This window comes from Leuconostoc sp. UCMA20149 (assembly GCF_030400235.1).
GTDB classification, from domain to species: domain Bacteria; phylum Bacillota; class Bacilli; order Lactobacillales; family Lactobacillaceae; genus Leuconostoc; species Leuconostoc pseudomesenteroides.
In genome coordinates this window covers 35871-56829 of record NZ_VJYC01000012.1, presented here as the reverse complement: position 1 = coordinate 56829, position 20959 = coordinate 35871, and the positions used below count along the sequence as shown (strand labels likewise).

The following is a 20959-nucleotide window of genomic DNA, read 5'->3' as shown; positions in this document are numbered from 1 at the left end:
CAGCCGGTGTTCCAACACCGTCGTTGTCTGCCGCAGTCGCCTATTACGATTCCTACCGATCAGCTGTTTTGCCAGCAAACTTGATTCAAGCACAACGGGATTACTTCGGCGCTCATACTTATGAACGCGTGGATAAGCCAGCCGGCGAAATGTTCCACTATTCTTGGTACGACGAGGCTTAATTTTAACCTGTAGTAATATGTGGTTTCATGTTCAATGTTTCTCATAATCACTATCTATTTGTTAGTGTAAAGGCACCACAGCTTATACCAAAAAACAACAACACTCATTTTATTGCCATCAAATAGTCGTCATCAATTTGGTGGCTTTTTGTTTGTATCAAAACGATTTTGAGAGCTTTTGTCTCATTTTTTTGAAGTGACTATCTCCCTTGATTTGTTCACTTGACAATTGATTGATAAACGTTTAAAATTAATATTTGTTTGTTATTTTATTCACATTTTAAGGAGAGTATTGATGTTTGTTTTAAATAAGCCAAAGGCTAGTCTCAAAGAAATCATTATCAAAAGTGTCTGGTACGGTTTCATCGCCGGTATGATTTCCGGTATGGTCAAAATTGGTTGGGAAAATATTTTTCCACCTCGTACAATTGCCCGTAACCTGATTAATCCGCCACAACACATGGCTATGCAGTTAGGTATTCCAAAAAAATTAGTTGAATCTTATTTCTACTATTCACAAGATCAAAAAGTTTTCTGGTTCACCTTAATTTTGCACTTTTCATTTGCTATTGCCTTTTCAGTCTTGTACGTTTTTGTATCACAATACTGGTCAAAAATTGGTTTGTGGCAAGGTGCCGCTTATGGTATCGTTCTTTGGATTGTGTGGCACGTCATCTTGATGCCCGCTTTTGGAACGGTCCCTGCACCATGGCATCAACCATTTGATGAACATTTCTCAGAATTCTGGGGACATATCGTTTGGGCGTGGTCAATTGCCGCAACCGTTTACTACTTAATCGCTAAAGATAAAAAAGGTCATCTTGAAAATATTTAATGCTAAGTTTGACACACAAAGGATAATTTTATCCTTTGTGTTTTTTAATTACAGCTGGTATTCCTCATCAATTTGCATTACAATATCTAACAATAAAAGAAACATATCCCGTCAACTTACCCTTTGGAGAACGACATGAAAAAAGACAGTTTTGGTCGCAGTGATTTAGATGATACTTTAAACGATGTCACCAACCACCCAGAGCGTGGGTTGAGCTTATTATCAATTAAAGGCACTATAATTTTGGTTGTCATCGTGATAATTGCATTATTGATTTATGTGATCACACAATAAAACACACACAACTCACGTTGCGTGTGTTTTTCATTAACATTAATTAAAATTGATCTTTCAACAATTGCTTAATTTCTGCCAAACTAGGTTGGCGTGGGTTACCTGGTGTTGTTTGGTCATTGTAAACCAAATCAATCAAGCTATCCAAAGCATCGTCAAAGTGCTTCTTGTCAACGCCGTTGCCTGACAATGTTTGGTTAACTTCAACTGACGCAGCCAAATCCTTAACAGCTGCAATCAATGAATCAACCAATTCAACATCTGTGTTACCCTTCAAACCAAGGTAACGTGCGATGTCAGCATAGTCCTTTTGTGCTGTATAAGTTTCGTAGCGTGGATAAGGTGTACGCTTAACGTTACCAGTTACGGCATTGAACTTAATCACATGTGGCATTGCAATCGCGATTGCCAAACCGTGTGGCAATTCGAATTCACCACCAGTCTTGTGAGCCAAAGCATGGTTGATACCCAAGAAGGCGTTAGCAAATGACATACCTGCCAAAGTTGAAGCATAGTGCATCTTTGTACGTGCGTTTTGACCTTCTTTAGTTGGGTTCTTTGGATCATAGTGATAAGAGTCAGCCAAGTTATCAAAAATCAACTTAATAGCTTGCAACGCCCAAGGACGTGTGAATTCTGAGGCCATTACTGAAACGTATGATTCCAAGGCGTGTGACAAAGCATCCAAACCAGAGAATGCAACTGTGCGCTTTGGTACAGTCATCACGAATTCTGGATCAACAATGGCAACTTCAGGTGTTAACTCATAGTCGGCCAATGGGTACTTAACATGTGTTTCATCATCAGTAATAACCGCGAATGGTGTCACTTCTGAACCAGTACCTGATGTGGTTGGAATTGCAACCATTTGCGTCAAACGTGCATGGTAGAACTTAACAATACGCTTACGGATATCCATGAACTTTTGTTGTAGTTCTGTAAACAAGTCTTTGATAGCATCGTTATCTTCCAAGATACCTTCATGACGTGTTGAATATTCGTACAAGAAACGACCAATCTTACCAGCATCCAATGCTGAACCACCACCAAGCAAAATGACTGTGTCAGGCTTAAAGTCAGCCATTTGACGTGCAATTTCAACTGCTTGTGACAAGGTTGGATCAGGCTTAACTGAACCGTAGATGTTAGTTTCGACTTGTTCTTGACGCAATTCAAGTTGGCTCAAAACCTTACCAACGAAGCCGAATTGCACCATACCAGGATCAGCCACGATGAAGGCGCGCTTAACTGATGGTAATTCTTGCAAATAAGTAATCGCGTTTGCTTCATAATAAACTTCCTTAGGCAAACGGATCCACTGTGGACGGTTACGACGACGTGCAACAGTTTTGATGTTAAGCAAGTCGTATGTTGACAAGTTGTGAGACAATGAATTCTTCCCCCATGATCCGGTACCAAGCGTCAATGATGGACGCATAGCATCTGTATAGATATCACCAACACCACCAATTGAATCTGGTTGGTTAACTAAGATACGTGATGCACCAATTGCATCAGCATACTCTTTGATGAATGGGTCATCTTGTGAACCAATCTGGATTGCGGCGTTGTGACCAGCACCTTGATAGTTCAACAATGATTGAACTGTTTCAATGGCTTCTTCACGCTTTTCAACTTTATAAATTGACAATAATGGTGACAACTTTTCTGATGACAGCGCTTCACCAATGTTCTTTTGATCCAACTCGAACAACAAAACATCTTTGCCTTCAGGAATCTTAACACCAGCTTGTTCAGCAATCCAACGACCTGACATACCAGCAACTGGTCCGGCTACACCGAAACCTTCGGCGTTTGGCTTGAAGACGTAATCAGCAATCTTCTTGTAGTCTTTCTTTGGCACAAGGTAAGCACCTTGTTCTTGTAATTTAGCCAAAACTTCGTCGTAAATTGGCGCTTGGATAACCGCTGAGTTTTCAGTGGCACAGATCATACCATTATCAAAACGCTTTGACAAAAGTAAGTCTGACACAGCGCGGTCAGTATCTACGGTTGCATCCAAGTAGATAGCACCGTTACCAGCACCAACACCCATTGATGGGTTTCCTGACTTCAAAGCGGCGTTAACCATTGATGGACCACCAGTAGCCAAGATTGAAGCGATGCCATGATTTTGAATTAAAGCAGTTGTAGCGTAGATTGAAGGCTTTTCAATCCATTGGATAAAGTTCTTGGGTGCACCAGCTTTCACAGCTGCTTCATAAACGATTTGTGCAGCGTGAACTGATGACTTTTGTGCTTGTGGGTGGAATGCGAAGATAATCGTATTACGCGTCTTAGCTGTCAACATTGACTTGAAAATCGTTGTGGACGTTGGATTAGTTGTTGGTACGATACCAGCTAATACACCAAGTGGTGCTGCTAATTCAACCTTTCCTTGAATTTTATCTTCATTGATAACGCCAACTGTCTTGTCAAACTTAATCGCGTTATAAACGGATTCAGAGGCAAAACGGTTCTTGGTATCTTTATCTTCAACAACACCTCGACCAGTTTCATCGTGGGCTTCATGGGCCAACAATAGTGAATTTTCAGAACCAGCTAATGCCATTGCGGCAACAATTTTATCAACCTGTTCTTGTGAAAATGTTGAAAATTCAGCCAAAGCTTTTTGTGACTTTTCAACCAATTCGGCTGTCATTTTTTCAGCTTGAGCTGTTAATTCAGCTTTCTCTTCAGGTGTCAAAACCTTTTTAGCGGGCTTCTTTGCAGTTGCTTCTGCCATAATTTTGTGCTCCTTTTTGTTTGCTCATTTCTTAACAATCTAAGTATATAATAAGTGTCAAGAAAAAGCAACACTTTTAATTTTTATTTGTTAAACACTTGATAAATGTACATTTGCAAGCGCTTACAAACACAGTGGTAATATTGTGTACTTAATCACAGTATCAGCATATTTTTTTAATATTACGCCTACGGCTTATTATATAACTATTCTATGAAGAAAGTGTAAATATTGCGTCCTAAATATGATAAAAACATGAATTCGTACGATAAACGTGCCAAGCACTTTACGGTGACAATGCTATAATAAGATAATATATTAGCTTGAGGACAAGATGACATGTATTATATTGACGGACAATTTTACCAGTTAGGATACAAACAAAAAATTAGTTTTTTCGTTGTATCTCTAATTATCAATTCTTTTGGGAATGGCTTGAGTGTCGCAACTGCAATGGGATCAGCCCCTTGGACGGCTGGCGCAGCTAATTTAGCCAATCTAACTGGTGCGCCGATCAGTTTATTTCTTGCTTTTTTTGCTACGAGTGTCGCTTTTTTGAATATGTGGCTCGCCATGCACTTTAATTGGCCCCGTTTAATTGGCAATATTGTGTTTGGCATGTCGTTTAGTTTATTGGTTGGTGTTTTTGCTAACCTATTTGTTGCCTTAGGCATTCGCCATCTTGCTTGGTGGTGGTTACTACCAATCGATATTTTTGCGGTGTGGACGATTGGGGTTGCGATTTCCATTTATCAGCGTGTCAATTGGATTCTACATCCCCTTGATGACTTAACCAACATTTTACGGTTTGATTATTTTCACGGCAATGCCAGCAAAGCACAAATGAGTAACTTTGTTGTTGCAATTGGTATTTCAGCAGTCTGTTTCCCGTTCAGTCACCAGCTCGTTGCTTTGGGACTAGGCACGATTGTCTCTTTCCTTTTCCAAGGTCGTAACATTGCTTGGGCCGATCGACATATTTTCAAACGGCTTGTTCACGGTGATATCACAGGTGAAGCTTAAAAAACGTGTGAGTTGCAATTTATCAACTCACACGTTTTTATTTTGGCAAACCAACCTTTTGCTGCCAAAATTTATTACCTAGTACTGTAATGAGCAATTGACGAATACGAGTTAAGTCGACATCTGAAAAATATTGATTCACTGTGACTGAAACACCATTTTTTGATGAAAAACAGTCACCATCAGGCATGTCTGATATGTAGACGTCTATTGGTTCATTTTGCCAGTCCTTCACGAAATATATGTTTAAGTACTCCCCCATTTCCTCTAATAAACGAGCAGCGTGAGTATTGTCCATGAACCCTTGAGAAAAATCAATATAGACGTTAATCGGTTGAATAAATTGGGAAATGGGTATAATTGTTAACGTCTTATATAACAATTGTGAAAAAGTCGCTTTTAAAAAATTTTCCCGTTCATGCAAATGCGCCGGATAAATTGTCTGAGCTAAATCCGCCAAACAATTCAAGAGAAATATTGCACAAATTGGGTGCCGATCAATAGACTTGTTGATGTGATCGAAAGAATGATCACTAACATTGGTAGACCCAATGCTATGACGAACCACATAGCGCAAAACGATTGTGAAAAATTTGTCGCTTAATTTTGTTGTCACGTCTTGTTGTTTTGTGTAGTTGTTTCCAAACGTCAGTACAAATTGCCGATTAATAGTAGTTGAAATTGCTTGGAATAGCTCACAATAATAGGGACTTAAAAATACTGTCTTGCCGATTTTTTTAGTATTGTTGTCGCACGCCATAATGAACAGCATATACCATTCGATTTCATTTACCAAATCAGCACCGGTAAGTCTTGGTATAAAGGGATCTTGGGTAAACAAACTATTGATACTAGGGCCTATCCATTGTGAGCACTTATAGGCTTGTGGCACAAATAGCTGCAAATCATCCTTAATCACATGATGCAAATTCAGACGCAAGACAGCGACTGCATAATAACAACGAAAAGCCACAACATGAACTTGAGACAAAGGTTCTTGTAAAGTGCTATTTACTCTTACTACATTCTGATTTGCTTGTTTAATCACACGCTCACTAACGGGTACGTAGGCACCATTGAAGCACAAAAAATATAACGCAAACAAAAAATCTCTAATAGCTTTTTCTTCACCAACTAATTTATAATTTTTTATCCTTATACCTTGATTTAGTTGTGTGATACCTTGATTTAAATGAGATTTCATGTCATTGATTTTTGTTCGCGACAAATGCAACGCTTCGCAAAAATCGATTAAATGATCATCTTCATGTTGAATAATTCGGTCTAACAATCTGAATTTAGTGCTTGTCTTTAAATAAAATTGCTTTAAACAAATATAATGATCAGCCATCTTGACATTGAGTTTTATCCACTCGCCATCCCCATCTACAACAATCCAGTTGTCATAATGCAGCGTTGTAACATCATCTGCTAATGCTAATATTCTTTTTTAAGTGTCGTTAACGTTAAAATTATCCCAAATGATATTTTCAGATTGCATTGCAGATCATGAATCGACATCGTAATTTGACCAGTAGGTGCTATTTTCGATTTAGTAATTAGTATATCGAGAATTATCAGTTTTGTTAATTGATCTTTTTCATACAAAAAATCAAATTTGTTCATGTTTTAATCGGACCACCCTTGTCAAAATAAATAGGACTGAAATAATAGTTTCTCCAGTCCCGTCTTGCTATATCACCGTATTTATGACAGATAAAGCACCTATCTAGTGTATCACTTACACAAAGACATTTCTGAACAGTAGATACAAAACGCTGTCATTATTGCGCATCAACCATTGAATAAGTAAAACTGGCTTGAGCGCCATCTAAAGGTTGAGTCGGTATGCCATTTCCTGCTTTGAGCAGTAAAGCCTCATCCTTCTTAAATGTCACATCATATTCTTCCCCAGCATCTTTCATTGTGACACCTTCTGGTAAATGATCATCACTAGTCACTGACAAAATCGTGTCGGGTGTTGTTGACAAAGTAGTAACATCATTTTCTCCTGCACTTCGCCAATAATAAGCAGTTTGGTGTGGCAAAAGATTGCTTGCTAGTGAGACTTGAATTTTAACATTTGGACTCGTTCCTTCATCAGCACAAAATGTAAAGTGCATGTCGTTATCACTAGGCCCAACAAAATATCCACCTTCACTAGCTAATCCTCCTAGACCACTTTGAGGACAATCTTGAACATTGAATACAAAAGTTCGATTCAGATTACCATCAATCAAATGGTTGCCATTCGGTTGCGCCCATTGTATATATCTCGCTTTCTGTAAAAATTTAAGGTCATCGGCACTATACGCTGTTGGCGACATTTGTGCACTTGTAAAATTACCGTTGGTACTACCCGTAGTCAATCGCTTGTATAGGTCATTGTCCTGTTCGGCTGCTGTATTAGTGGAAGCATGTAACCGTAGCCCATTACCTTTGATATTAATTGGAATATTGCAACCGTTTTGAAAGACTGATCCACCAGCTGTTTTCATCGTTACATCAGCTGGATCATTCAAATTGATTTCTGATCCACTGACAGGAACGCCACTGAATAACGATGTGCTAGTGTTGAGGTTATACAAGTTCAGACTACTATCTTTAGCCATATTAATCATAGTTTTGCCATTTTGGAAGCCATCCAAATTAATTGAACCACCGCCTGACGTAATATCAAGCAAAGCATGGCTTGCCATGTTGATATTTAGGGCATTTAAGGTATTCATCCACATGAACCAATTGTTATTGTGAATAGCAGTATTTTTTGTACTATTAACGATAAATTGGCTGCCTTCTCCTAAATTCCAATTAAGTGGACCATTAGCATTGCCATCGTCGTACCACATTGTATAGGTTTCATTAAGATTCCAGTTCAGCTTTGCATTAGCATCAACAGAAAAGTTAGAACCATTCTTCGTGTAATACGTATAAAAAGGCTGATCCATGCCCCATGACTGGTTAACTGTTGTATTGCCATCAACTACTTCAACATTTTGACCACCTTGAATCCATTCACCATTATTGTCAGCACCCGAATTATTGGCTTTAGTCTGACTCATATCAATTTTTGAGCCAGATCCAAGGTCTACCATACTTTGCCCCTGCAGGATATTAAACACATTATTCCCCATAAATTTAATAGTGCCATTTTCATTTCGAATAGGGCCAGCACCGTTAGTCAATGCACCATTTACAGTGTGAATGTTCTTATAGATAGTTGTCGCTGTGGCATTACCCGTGATTGCGAAAATACCATCGGCATGATTGTTAATAATCGTGGCATTTTCAACCGTCATTTCAGTATTGCCCGTCACGCTAGCATCACTGGAGAAAAAACCTTGTCCCCCACCTGATCTAGCTGTACCGGAAGTATAGTTAGTATCATTGTCGACAAATATTTTATGACCGTTTCCTAGTATATCAACACCTTTGCCAGCAATCATACGACCGTTGCCGCCTGCAAAATCAGGTGACCCCGCAATATCCTTTTCAACTGACAAATAAACCATTTGGTTATCAGGCGCAGACCGGTATGCACTAAACATCTCTTGCCATGTTGTTACTTTATAATATGTTGCATGACGTACGCCTGTGATGCTACCATCTTGATCAATAAATGACTGAGTGTCGGCATAACCTAATGGAAAGCCGATCAATAACGCTACCATAGCAATTAGTATAGCAATAATATTTCTGAAGAAACCTTTACTGACCATTAGCTGCCCTCTTCCGTTTTATTAGCATCAAAAAAACCAGCAGTAAAATTACCAACGTAATTATCGCAAAACCGATTTCGATTCGAAGCACAGCAGATGTACTTGGCAAGTTTGATATAGCGTGTGTACTACTATGTTCGACAAAATGGGGATTAGTAGAAAATTTGGGAACTGATGAATTAATATCGTTATGAATATTGATCGAAACTGATCCTGTTAAAGTATCATCAGCACTTGCTTTATCACCGATTAATAGTGGCACTATCAGACCTGCAAAACATTGTGCCAGTTTCTGCCAATAATTTTTCATACTACTTTCCTCCTCCCAACAACATCAGTCTTTTTTTTGATGGTTTTTAACTAATAGCCAAACACAAATGGCAATCAAAAGTACAATCACGCTAACTAACAAAACTAACAAGCGATTGATTGGCGCGTGATACTGAGCTGCTTTTAAAATTTTTTGACGATTTGTAACAGTAAAATCACGAGTGAATGCCCAGCGATGGTTATTTTGATCATTTAATTGAAGATGCATTTTGTAGTGGCCATTCTTGAAATTCTTTTTCGACCAAACAAATTCAACCGGTATCTTTGCAGCGGGTGATATCTCACCATCTTGAACATTAACTTTACTAATAACTTGATTCAACTTATTTGTAATTGTACCCGACATACTAACATGTTCAATGTTCACTAAAGTTGAATTATTTATTGTCACAATTGTTTTTGGCTGGTAATCCTTAGCAATTGTTTTCAACGAACCATAGTCTAGTTGGGGTTGAATATCAGCAGTGCCGTGTTGTAATACTAATCCTTTCACATAAGCATACTGGTTTTGTAACGTCGACTTTGCATTAACCTGCTGATTTTCTTTCAAAACCGATATACCACCTGACATAATGCCGTTATAGTGTTTTTTTGGCATATGAATGGTCACAGGAACTCTTGCCCGTGTGTCAGCTGGTACTGTTACCGTTGTTCGAGAATTTTTTTCTACACCATACTTAGTTGTGTCAACACCAACAATTTTTTCAAATTCGAATGGTGCTACTACAGCGACACCTGTGTTCTGGCTAAGTGGTGTGCCATAATCAACTGACAAATTACGATTCGTAACACCTGTATTAACACTAATATCAAAAGTATTTTTATGCGCACCATTCAAAATATCAATATATACAGTAAATTCTTGTTTTTGGCGTGTGGCTAAATAATAATACGAAACCTTCTTATCCGAAATTTGTAAGATAGACGGTTCATTGGTAATCGTATAGCCAACAGTTTGATTGATATTTCTTTTTTGTGTTGCTTCTAAAGGCTGTTGCACAATCGTTGCATGTACTTGTTTATTTAATGCAAAACAACCGAAAATAACGATCGTTAATAAGAGCAACTGCCCCAAAATGTTTGGCAACTTTTTAACATCAGATTTATTCAACATCTGAAAAGCTTCTTTCTATCATTTCTATGTACTAGATTAAATCAACAGCTGATTTAATCTAGTAAAATTCATGCATATAAGTGGATTAAGTGTTAAGAAATGAGTGAATTTTTAAATCACAACTTATTCTGCATCTGATAATGTGTAAGTAATATTGGCGTGATAGTCTCCAGTCACGATATCTGCTGGTAACGTCATTGATGCAGATGTCGCTCCAGTAACATGACTATCTGCATTATCAGCTACGGTCATCTTAAATGAATCTAGCCCAACCGTGCCTTTGTTAGCTGAACTCAAATCCCCCACTTCAGCAGTGATAGACCACGCATTGGCATCCGGACGTAAATCATTCACATTCAGAGTCGTTGCAGTATCTTTTGCCGGATCAGCTAGTTTCGTGCCAGCTGCCGTACCAGTTGCTGCCTTTGCATTAATAGTAAAAGTGGCGTCGTCATTCAGCTTTCCGACATTATGTGTACCAAAATCAAACGATGGCACACCGGTCATCAAAATTTGACCATGGTTGTCTGGTCGTGGCGTTGGATCAGCACCACCATTACTATTCACAACCAAGTGCGCATCCCCGTTCAAAGTATCTACTGTATCAGCAGAAGCAATAATAGGTGAAAGTGCCGACACGGCAAATGTGCTTGCCAAAACCAACGATGAAACTTTTTGTAAACCAGTCATTTTGTTATCCTTCTTTCTCTATGAACCTTCATAACTTACGATTATGATTTTAATAGAAAAAACATGCTTTAAAATTCATAGTTTTTTGTATTTTAAAAAATATAGTGAACTAATCCTGTTTAACAGACTGAATCGGCTTTTTAACACTAAAAAAAGCTAATTCTATGTCGAATTAGCCTAAATATAGATACCCTTTTATAATGATTTAATTAACTGACTGGGCTGCCCAGTGATTAATTGGACCAAATTGATGGCCAACGGCAATTTCACTAGCAATAGCCGCTGTTGTGACATCGTGCGCTGTGCGAATGGCATTAGCAACTGACTGTCCTTTGGCAATTTCAGCTGCAATTGTGGCACTTAACGTATCGCCCGTGCCGTTAATATGTGTCGTATCAAAATAAGAATGGCGCAGCCAAAAGTCTGATCCATCAGCTAGTAACACGTAATCGGCAACTTCTTGTTGGTCATCTTGATGATGCCAACCTTTCACAATGATATTTTTAACGCCCAACGCCTGGATATCACGCGCTGCTGAGGCCTGGTCAGCTTCGCTCTGAATTGTTCGTCCCGTCAACAATTGTGCCTCAAAAAAATTGGGTGTGGCAACAGTTGCCAATGGTAACAGCTGTTGTTTCAAAGCTTTGAACGCCTCATTTTCTAATAACTGTGCCCCATGTTTGGTAGTGATAACAGGATCCACGACCAATGGCCCAAAATCATAAGTCTGATAAGCCTTAACCACCGTACCAATTAAAGCTGCATCAGAAAGCATTCCCGTCTTACTAGCTTTGATTTTAAAATCATCAGCCAAAACCTCAAACTGTTGATCAATAAATGCCAGTGGTAGCGTTTCTGCCGCATGAATACCGTAAGAATTACCAGCAACGGCTGCTACTAAGACGCTCATCCCATACGTCTTACGAATAAAAAAGGTATGTAAATCAGCTTGCATACCAGCCGAGCCATCAGAATCAGAACCGGCGATTGTTAATACTTGAGGAAATTCGTTTGTCATCATAACCTGCTTTCAAAAAAAACAGCCGAAGCTGTTTAACTAAAAATTGTTTTTGTTGTGCGTCGTACGACTGGATTATTTAAGAAAAAATAAGTGATTGCAACCTGAATTGGATACATAATCAAGTTTTTGATAATTCTTGGTATCGTAAACGCCACCAATGATGGCCAATCATGCGCTGTGTGATACATGATGACCAACCAAGCCGTGTTCATCACAATGTTAGTAATGAGTAACACCAAGCCAACGGCAACAATAATTCGCCATAGACTTGTGTGATCTTGACGATAATAAGCTAGTGCATAAATCAATGTTGAAACAACCGCCGTCAACGTAAACCCAATGAAGAAGACACCAGGATTAACAATCGTGATATTAACCACGTCTAATACGGCAGCAATCAGCATCGACCACAGCGGGCCATACCACTTGGCAATCAAAGACATTGCCACAAACGAAAAACTAACTTGTAGCACATTCGTTCCAACAGTGAATTTATTTAATGCCATGTCAATAGCCATTAAAAATGCCAAAACAACAAATTGGCGCGTGTCTAATTTTGACAGCGCCCATGTACGCGATGTACTTTCCATAATAAAGAACCTCCGAGTGGAGTGTTCACCTATATGATTATATTGGTGAATGTGATTGATGCACCGCACACAAGCGTGTTTCGTCAGCGACCCACATTCCGTTTCCGCTGCACTTAACGCGCATCAATCTACCCCGATTTTATTTTGTCTTATCGACAACGAACATTGTAACACCAAATGAACCGAACGTTGGTGTTAAAGTTTGGTAATTGTTCGTAAAAAACGCCACCTCTAGGCAGCGTCTTATTCTGGTAAAATAATTTGCGTTGAAGGGCCTTGGGGTTCAGCCTGTTCAGGTTGTTCTTGAATTAAGAAGCTTGGATAAAGTGTCAATGACTTTTCTTCAAATCCCACAACAGATGAACCCAACACGCGTGTGATTAACTCCATCAAACGCTCTTCAAACGTATCTTTATCAATATCTTCAATTTCTGCTTTGAGTGATTGTTGGTACATATTGATGTGCAAATTAGGAATCAATGCGTACTCTCGTCCAACTAAACCAGCCCATTCTTCAAACACTTCTGCCGGTATCTCTTCGTCTTCATTTTGAGCAATGGGCATAAAATTGGCACTGAATGTATTACCAGCACCGCCCTGTTCATCAAATTCCTCTTGCGTCATTTCACCATTACTTAATTCCGTTGCGTATTCAAAATCAAACGGACGACGTTCGTCAAAAATATGGATAAAGCCTGCTGTTGCTTGCGTTTCATCCGCAGCGTCAACGACACGCAAAATGCGATCTCTTTGGCCATTAAAAAGTTGTTGTGTGTAATATGCCATTATTATTCTCCAATGTAGGTGTTACTACATTTTAACATAACTCACGACCAAAACTGAATGCCAATCCCAAATTAATGGGGTCATGGCATAGTGTAAGTCTTGAAATCATTGAAGTTGTTGTGCATCAGTCGCTCATAATTATTCCAAACGGATTGCGGTTGAATCGCATAAACGGCTGCCAAAATATTATTATATTCTACGCGCGCTTCATATTCATTATCAGCCACAGCAAGCGTTCGCACTACTGTCATCAACTTACGAATAACGTTGGTGTACCAATCACTAATAGCGGGTTCCAAGCTGTCAACAAGTTCAAAGTCGCGCTTTGTATCAGCACTTGCTTGCTCGTGAAACGCCCGCAATGTGTATTGATAGATGACAGTGAGTAACGCTTGCTGACGCGTAATTTCCATTTCTAAACCAGTTTGTTGACTCGCTTGTTGCTGCATAATCGTTTTGCGAACAAATGGCAAAATCGTTTGCAGATCCTCGTACCGGAGACTATCCATCACATCCAATAACAAATTTGCATCTATGATCGAAAAATAATGGCGTTTGCACAAAACATTACGAACTGTTGGTAACAGTTTTTTAAGTAACTTTCCCGCGCTTTCTTCCGAAGCATGAGTTTTGATTTGTGTAACAGCTGTTGCAATGGCTGCCACATCCTTGGTTTGCTTATATGTTTGTAATGCACTTTCAACTGTTGCTTCATTAATAAGTGGCGTCTCTTGTTGTAACGTCATGTTGCCATTGATACCTTTTAACGACCGCGCATACAACATGAATTCATCAAGTGACACGTGAATTACTTCCAGAATCGAAAGTAATCGACTCATCGCCAGATCACCCGATCCGTTCAGATAACCATAAAATCGACTACGCGAAATATCAGCATGTGCCAAAATAATTTTAACGGGCACCCCTTTTTCCCTAATAAAAAACCTTAGTGCTTCATTATAATGATTTTCATCAATGTGAAAAGCCATGATATATTCTCCCCTTGCTTTCGTTAACTATTTCACATGTAATAATAACACATTATTGTCCTAAAATGTAACATATTATCGCATATGTTCACAACTAGAACACGAAAAGGGCAAACAAAAACCACAAAATCATTATTGATTTTGTGGTTTTTGTCACATTACATTTTTTCTTCTAGTGTCACATCTGGGTATTTATCGTGGAACCAGTTGAGCGCAAACTTGTTTTCAAATAAGAAAACTGGGGCGTCGTAACGGTCTTTCACAAGCAAATTACGAGATGAACCCATTTTTTCGTCAAGTTCTTCTGGCTTAATCCAGCGTGCCACTTTTGACCCAATTGGCTCGAACTGAATTTCAACGTTGTATTCATTTTCCATACGGAACTGGAAAACTTCGAATTGCAATTGCCCGACCGCACCGATGATATAGTCGCCACCGTTCCAAGACTTGTAAAGTTGGATTGTACCTTCCTGTACCAACTGTTCGATGCCTTTATGGTAAGACTTTTGCTTCATCACATCTTTGGCAATCACACGGTTAAATAATTCAGGGGTAAATGTTGGCAAATCAGGGAACTGCACACTCTTTTTGCCAGCATAAATTGTGTCACCAATCTGGAAGTTTCCGGTATCATAGACACCAATAATATCGCCAGGCACCGCTGTTTGAACATTTTCACGCTCTTCAGCCATGAACTGTGTGACGTTAGAGAGCTTTAATTTCTTGCCATTTCGCTGCAAAGTGACATCCATACCACGATCAAATTCACCACTGACAATGCGAACAAAGGCAATGCGATCACGATGACGAGGATCCATGTTGGCTTGAATTTTGAAAACAAAACCAGTAAATTGTGGACTATCTGGGGTGATAGCCTGATCGTCAACCGTTGTCACAGCCGCTGGCGCTGGCGCATAAGTCAAATATTCACGCAGAAATTCGGTCACACCAAAATTCACCAAGGCTGATCCAAAGAAGACTGGGGTCAATTTACCATGAGCAATTTTGTCAGCGTCAAATTCGTTACCCGCATCACGTAATAACTCAATTTCGTCCATTGCTTCACTAACAACTTCTGGGTGATCACTGGCATTTTTGAATGGCACTAACGCATCTTTTTGCAAATCATAAATGCCTTGCAAAATTTGTCCTGACCCAACTGGCCAGTTCATGGGATAAGCTTGAATGCCTAAAATAGACTCTAATTCATCAACCAAATCCAGTGCTGGGCGTGCATCACGATCAATTTTGTTGAAGAAAGTGAACACGGGAATACCACGTTGCGAGACAATTTCAAAGAGCTTTTTCGTTTGCGGCTCAATTCCCTTAGCTGCATCGACAACCATGACAACTGAGTCGACCGCCATCAGCGTTCGATAGGTATCTTCAGAAAAATCCTCGTGCCCTGGTGTATCCAAAATGTTGATTCGCTTACCTTCATAATCAAATTGCAACACTGATGAGGTCACTGAGATACCACGTTGCTGTTCAATTGCCATCCAGTCCGATGAAGCCAGCTTGTTTGAGCCGCGGCCTTTAACCGTCCCAGCTTCACGAATCACCCCACCGTGCAACAATAGCTGCTCAGTCAGGGTTGTTTTACCAGCATCGGGGTGAGAAATAATCGCAAAAGTCCGCCGATTTTTAAGTTGTTCTTGAAAGTTTTCCATAGTACTTCTATTTTACCCGAAAAACAAGCCGCCGGCTAGCTTTTTAATCTACAGCCACCAAATCACCCACGACTAGTAAACGTTCTTTAGTCGTTGGAAACGGATGACATGTATAAAGCGCAGCACGCGATTTAGTTGGCGATGCCAAATCATGAATTGTTTCTAACTGTGATACTGGAATAGCTACTTTTTTGAAAACCCGATAATGGTAGGTCACCCCTTGGTATAGCACTTGAAAAGTATCACCTTTTCCTAACTCATTTAGTCGCAAAAATCCAAGGTGTGTGCGCCACAGACGATGAGCAGCAATTACTGTTAATCCACCCTTCCCAGCATCGGGGCGATCAAAGTCTTCCAAAAATCCTGCTCCCTTTGCCAGTGACTCATCACTAGTATCATTAAAAATTGGATATTCAACATTGATTTTAGGAATGGTAATCACCGCTTCGGGTTGGTTCAAATCAAAAGATTGCGCAGATACTGTCTTTTTAATACTGTTAATAAGTTGTCTTTGTTGATGGCTGGTGTCAGTAAAACACCAAGCAATTAGACCAAGCGCAATCAATAACAGTAATAAGGCATAACGTTTTTTCATGATTACCTCCTTTGTTTGTGCCATAAATGTTTTACGATAGTGACCATGATCAGAATAAACATTATAATTCCAACAGCCAGCAACGCCATGAACCACCACTGCTCCCAAATAACAGCTGGAATGGGCACTTTATTGGTCAAATGACCTCTCACAAGCAATCGATGTGAATTAACCCCATAGGGCGTGCATGTCACCAACGTCACAAAGTTTTCTGGATGATGTTTGACAAGATCTTGAACATTTTCTGGGATAACTACCTTTTTTTGATCAACTTCATAAGTAAATTCTTTTCCCAATACTTGAATAAAGAATCGATCGCCCTTCTTGAGCCGGCCAATATACGTGAAAAGCGTTTTATTAGGCAAACCAGAATGTCCGGTAATAACTGCGTGTTCTCCTTGACCGCCTAAGGGAATAGAAGAGCCAGGTAATAATCCCGCGCCTTTTTGCAGCACTTTTTCACTGACGCCATCATAAATTGGCAAATGCAGATTGATTTTGGGAATTGAGATAGTCCCTAAAGCGTCACTATCTGGTATGGCGAACCCAGTATCATCAGCTTGTTGTTTTTTCCCGAGTGATTGCATGGTTGATTCTGAAACACCAGTTTTATTGCTATTATTACGTTTCTCGGCCTTTTTAGTCAGTTGATTGACCACCTGTGTATCCAGTGTCATCGCACGCCGATCAACTTTGCGTGCAACTTGTGTTTGCCGAAGGGCATGATAACCTTGCAATAAAAATGGTGAGACAAAAATAACGAATCCTAGTAAAAAAACTAACGTTGAAAACCATTTTTTAGGCATACAATCATTCCTTTCTACCATTGCTATCCTGATTGTAAACTATTGATGTGGCGCTTTTTACGGGTAAAATGTGATGAAATCTTGCCCAATTGTGTCCAAAAAAAGAGTGTTTCACGTGAAACACTCTCTGACTCACTTACGGATTAAGGTCGTCGTTTGTTCACCGGCCTTGCGCTTCTTAATACGTGAAGCAATCATCAACATAGCACCGACCAGCAGGGCACCAATCATACCAATACCACCAGTCACTGGGAACATTGATTTCTTATAGTTCACAATGTTGACGTCACTTTCATCAGCGTGTCCGTTAATAACACCAGTACCTTTGCCATTCAAACCATTGTCTTCACTTGTCTTGCCACTTAATGTAAATGTCTTATCAGCCATCTTTTTATAACCACTAGGTACCTTTGACTCGATGAGCTTATAGTCACCACCGGCTAGACCACAGTATTGCAAGTATCCGTCGTCACCTGTGATATGTGTTGTGGCGTTTTCCGGATAGATTGACCAAATAATGTCACCCATAGTCATGTCATCAGAAGCGGTCATGCCAGCCATGGCCTTGCCATCTTCGGCAACATGCATAAAGTAAACATAAGGATCAATTTGTGCTTCAAGCCACATTTCAAATGCATCCTTATTGGCAAAGTTGTTCTTCCCTGATTCGTCGGGGTTTTTATGACCATTTGCCGTGTTTTCATATAACAATCCCCAAACCGCTTCTTTATTATCCGCGGTTACTTTCATAGCCAAATCAAATCCAGCGCCACTTAAAGCATTAGTTAAAGTCGTGCCATTAAAATTGGCATTACCATCAGTTTTGATAATTTCCCAACCAGCGGTATAAGTTTTTTCTGTGTCTTTGTCGGTATTGGTGATATAACCGTTATCGACATTAACTTCGACTTCGTTTTCAATTTCACCTGCTTGAGCCGCTCTGTTGGCACGAGATCCCAAATCAATGATTAGCTTGGCACTATATTCATTACCATTATGATTCTGCAAAAGCGTAGCTAATTTAGCCCGTCCCGCGGCAGTTAAACTAATGGTCAAAGTACCATTTTGGGCATCATCTTTAACAACCCGATTGTCAGTATCAAATTCGTACTTTGATGTTGTCCCTGAAATCTTGATGTCATCTGTAGTCCAAGTAGATCCTTCGGCAAAGGTAATCCCAGTCGAGGCGTTATCAGAATCATACGCCAAGCCATCCCCCGTCATACCATTTTTGCTGCCAATATCTGACAATATTTTAGCTAGGGATTCGTCAACTTTGCCGTCATTATCATAATCAAGTCCAATATCAGCTGTTAACCAATCAACTTGATAAGGCATGTTATCCACAATGTCATACTTCTTATAATCGGCAATATCTGCGTCTACGTCAGATTTCAAGCGCCAAGTAAAGTCTTCGCCACGGGAAATACCTGACTGTTCGGACTCGGATGTTCCGAATACATTATCTTGATTGGTATCAACAGTTTTTTCAATATCAACGTCACCGTAGTTAACCAAATTAAAAGTAGCACCTTGATAATAGATGTCATTATCTGTTGCACCATATCCTGCCGTAACGTCTTCGGTATTACCACCTTCGGCAGCACTTAAATTGACTTGCTGTAATTTACCATTTGCCATGTAACCCTTTGGCGCTACTAATTCAGCGACATAATAACTTGACCCAGGATCTAAGTCTAAATATTTCGCTTTACCCTCACTGTCAGTCTTTACGTAACTCGTTTTTGTCACAAGGAGATTTTGAGCAATAGTGGCTTGATCATCGGTGAAAAAATGGTCTGTCTTCATTTTGTCAATCCAAGTCGAAATCGCTGTTTTTAGAGCGGCTTCATTTTCAAATGTTTTACCTTGCATATCATGTGTCAATTGCGACACAGCATCTTGCAATAAAGTACCACTTTTGACTTCATCGGCAATATCACTGATGTTTAACAAGCCTACCCATGCACCACCAACTGCTGTTGTCCCATTTTCAGCAACTTTTTTAACGGTTAAGTTAGCTGTGTCAGAGTAATTCTTAGCATATAAATTATAGGGATGGCTACCGTCATCAAACCATGTCGTCTCACCCGATCCATTACGATCCATCATTGGCAAACTAATCACCATTGGTACAGCATGGGTCTTGGTATTAGGCTTCACACCTGTTTCAAACGCAACATAATGTCCATCAGCCAGATTATCGAGCGTTATTTTACCGTCACTATCAGTTGTAAATTCAGTACTACTATCTTGCTCAACTTTCGATACATCGCCTGCATTATTCAGAAATGTTTTGAAATCACTTTCTTTGCCATCTTTTACTTTGATAGTCCAAGGACTCGTGATTTCATCATTATCAACGACCGTGACTGCAACAACTTCAAGATATTCTTGATAGCTAGTTTTTATTTTGGGTTTATCCGTTGCCTCGGCGTCATAGCCAGCAATGGCATCACTAGGTAACTTGTAAACCGTGAACTTAGCGCCAGCTTGTGCTGCCCAGTCCCCTGAAATTTCTGTGCCATCATTAGTATGTATGTTTTGAGCATCATTTATGTCAGTTTCACTAACTACTTTGTTAATAATGACATCTGTTGCGCTTGGCTGTGTACTTGAGGCAATGACAATACCACTCGACAAGGTCATCGGCGCTAGTAGTACGCCAGTCAAAATTATATGTTTCATATTCATAGTGTTATCTACCTTTCTCGTTTTCTCTCATTGTTATGTTTTTGGTATCTTCTTGATAAAAATTAGTCCGGCGCTGATTAAGCTAATACCTATGACGACAATTCCAACTACTTTGAGCAGTGGTTTTGTCGTGGGATTGTTCTGCTTAACTTTTGCCTGTGTTTTTTTAGGATAAGTGGTGAGCACACCACGAACCAATAAGCGATGCGTATTTTGTAAAAATGGCGTGCATGTAATTAATGTCGTGTAATTTTGATCCTTATCCACCATTAAATCTCTGGTATCATCTGGTTTAACAACTTTAATCTGGTCGATACGATAAGCTAATGGTCGATCAATCCCTTCAACATAGAAATGATCTCCTTTTTTAAGGCGATTCAAATGGGTAAAAAGTGCTGATTGCAGCAGACCACGATGTCCGGTCATGACGGCATGGACACCCTTTCCACTGACGGGTAATGACGTATTGGGTAACAGACCAACGCCATGCGACAGTTGTACCTCACTCACACCGTTAAATACTGGCGTCACTAAATCAAGTTTAGGGATGCGTAACGTGGCAACTAACGGTCCCAATTGTTTATTCAAAACTGTTTCGGAAATATCGTATTTGGCCAAAAGCTTAGCTCGTGTCTTTTGTGTTAGTGTGAAAGGATCTTTAGCATTGATCTTTGCGCTTGCTAGTGCCTTATTATGCGCCTTGGCCTCTTTAACCATAGCTTGTCGCTTATTACTTGATAAATGCGCCACCTGTTGTTCAAAACGTTTTGCCTCACGCTGCTGCTCTTGTGTTGCAATCGCATTGCGAATGAAAGGATAACTCAACACGCCAAAGGCTATGAATAAAATCGCGATTAACATCATCATTATTTTTC

Annotated in this window: 18 protein-coding genes, 1 pseudogene and 1 riboswitch; of the genes and pseudogenes, 4 read left to right on the top strand and 15 right to left on the bottom strand. The window is 39.7% G+C overall.

Going from position 1 to position 20959, the window contains the following annotated elements; all coding sequences use genetic code 11:
- The 3 genes and pseudogenes from FF105_RS08995 to FF105_RS08985 all read left to right on the top strand — a co-directional run.
- Positions 1–182: pseudogene (locus FF105_RS08995) on the top strand (NADP-dependent phosphogluconate dehydrogenase); the annotation flags it as partial.
- 295 nt (positions 183–477) lie between these two features.
- Positions 478–1017, top strand: coding sequence for a YagU family protein (locus FF105_RS08990; protein ID WP_004910954.1), 540 nt, complete (start codon positions 478–480; stop codon positions 1015–1017).
- A 135-nt stretch (positions 1018–1152) separates the two neighbouring features.
- Positions 1153–1311 (top strand): hypothetical protein, encoded by a 159-nt coding sequence (locus FF105_RS08985; RefSeq protein WP_010276092.1) that lies wholly within the window; start codon positions 1153–1155, stop codon positions 1309–1311.
- Positions 1312–1354: 43 nt separating this feature from the next.
- Here FF105_RS08985 and adhE read toward each other — a convergent pair whose 3' ends face one another.
- Positions 1355–4057: a bifunctional acetaldehyde-CoA/alcohol dehydrogenase gene (gene adhE, locus FF105_RS08980; protein WP_188352233.1), complete on the bottom strand. Its 2703-nt coding sequence runs from the start codon at positions 4055–4057 to the stop codon at positions 1355–1357.
- A gap of 339 nt (positions 4058–4396) precedes the next feature.
- Here adhE and FF105_RS08975 point away from each other — a divergent pair, with 339 nt between their 5' ends.
- Positions 4397–5080: a hypothetical protein gene (locus FF105_RS08975; RefSeq protein WP_010276098.1), complete on the top strand. Its 684-nt coding sequence runs from the start codon at positions 4397–4399 to the stop codon at positions 5078–5080.
- A gap of 37 nt (positions 5081–5117) precedes the next feature.
- Here the strand turns inward: FF105_RS08975 and FF105_RS08970 are convergent, their stop codons facing one another.
- From FF105_RS08970 to FF105_RS08905, 14 genes are all read right to left on the bottom strand, one after another.
- Positions 5118–6431, bottom strand: a complete 1314-nt coding sequence (locus FF105_RS08970; protein WP_290046687.1) for a helix-turn-helix domain-containing protein — start codon at positions 6429–6431, stop codon at positions 5118–5120.
- 433 nt (positions 6432–6864) lie between these two features.
- Positions 6865–8799 (bottom strand): hypothetical protein, encoded by a 1935-nt coding sequence (locus FF105_RS08965; protein WP_010276105.1) that lies wholly within the window; start codon positions 8797–8799, stop codon positions 6865–6867.
- Positions 8789–9109 (bottom strand): hypothetical protein, encoded by a 321-nt coding sequence (locus tag FF105_RS08960; protein WP_010276109.1) that lies wholly within the window; start codon positions 9107–9109, stop codon positions 8789–8791. Before FF105_RS08960 ends, FF105_RS08965 begins: the two co-directional genes overlap by 11 nt.
- Before the next feature lie 24 nt (positions 9110–9133).
- Entirely contained in the window at positions 9134–10243 is a 1110-nt protein-coding gene (locus tag FF105_RS08955; protein ID WP_010276113.1) for a WxL protein host-binding domain-containing protein, read from the bottom strand.
- 123 nt (positions 10244–10366) lie between these two features.
- Complete coding sequence (locus FF105_RS08950; RefSeq protein WP_010276117.1) at positions 10367–10933, bottom strand: WxL domain-containing protein; 567 nt, start codon at positions 10931–10933, stop codon at positions 10367–10369.
- Between the two features lie 205 nt (positions 10934–11138).
- A complete protein-coding gene (thiD, locus tag FF105_RS08945; protein WP_031940963.1) occupies positions 11139–11951 on the bottom strand; it encodes a bifunctional hydroxymethylpyrimidine kinase/phosphomethylpyrimidine kinase in 813 nt (270 codons plus the stop codon).
- A gap of 35 nt (positions 11952–11986) precedes the next feature.
- Positions 11987–12544: a folate family ECF transporter S component gene (locus FF105_RS08940; protein ID WP_147651122.1), complete on the bottom strand. Its 558-nt coding sequence runs from the start codon at positions 12542–12544 to the stop codon at positions 11987–11989.
- A gap of 41 nt (positions 12545–12585) precedes the next feature.
- A riboswitch (THF riboswitch) is annotated at positions 12586–12682 on the bottom strand.
- Positions 12683–12787: 105 nt separating this feature from the next.
- On the bottom strand, positions 12788–13330 hold the full coding sequence (locus FF105_RS08935) for a hypothetical protein (RefSeq protein WP_004910942.1): 543 nt from the start codon (positions 13328–13330) through the stop codon (positions 12788–12790).
- Between the two features lie 80 nt (positions 13331–13410).
- Positions 13411–14319, bottom strand: a complete 909-nt coding sequence (locus FF105_RS08930; RefSeq protein WP_228934879.1) for a hypothetical protein — start codon at positions 14317–14319, stop codon at positions 13411–13413.
- A gap of 158 nt (positions 14320–14477) precedes the next feature.
- On the bottom strand, positions 14478–15989 hold the full coding sequence (locus FF105_RS08925; RefSeq protein WP_010276135.1) for a peptide chain release factor 3: 1512 nt from the start codon (positions 15987–15989) through the stop codon (positions 14478–14480).
- Between the two features lie 43 nt (positions 15990–16032).
- Positions 16033–16584 (bottom strand): sortase, encoded by a 552-nt coding sequence (locus tag FF105_RS08920; RefSeq protein ID WP_010276137.1) that lies wholly within the window; start codon positions 16582–16584, stop codon positions 16033–16035.
- Positions 16585–16586: 2 nt separating this feature from the next.
- The gene (locus tag FF105_RS08915; protein ID WP_187241132.1) at positions 16587–17390 is read right to left on the bottom strand and encodes a class C sortase; all 804 of its coding nucleotides are present in this window, start codon (positions 17388–17390) and stop codon (positions 16587–16589) included.
- Between the two features lie 132 nt (positions 17391–17522).
- On the bottom strand, positions 17523–20078 hold the full coding sequence (locus FF105_RS08910) for a SpaA isopeptide-forming pilin-related protein (RefSeq protein ID WP_147651127.1): 2556 nt from the start codon (positions 20076–20078) through the stop codon (positions 17523–17525).
- 39 nt (positions 20079–20117) lie between these two features.
- Complete coding sequence (locus tag FF105_RS08905; protein ID WP_010276145.1) at positions 20118–20951, bottom strand: class C sortase; 834 nt, start codon at positions 20949–20951, stop codon at positions 20118–20120.
- Positions 20952–20959: the final 8 nt, after the last annotated feature.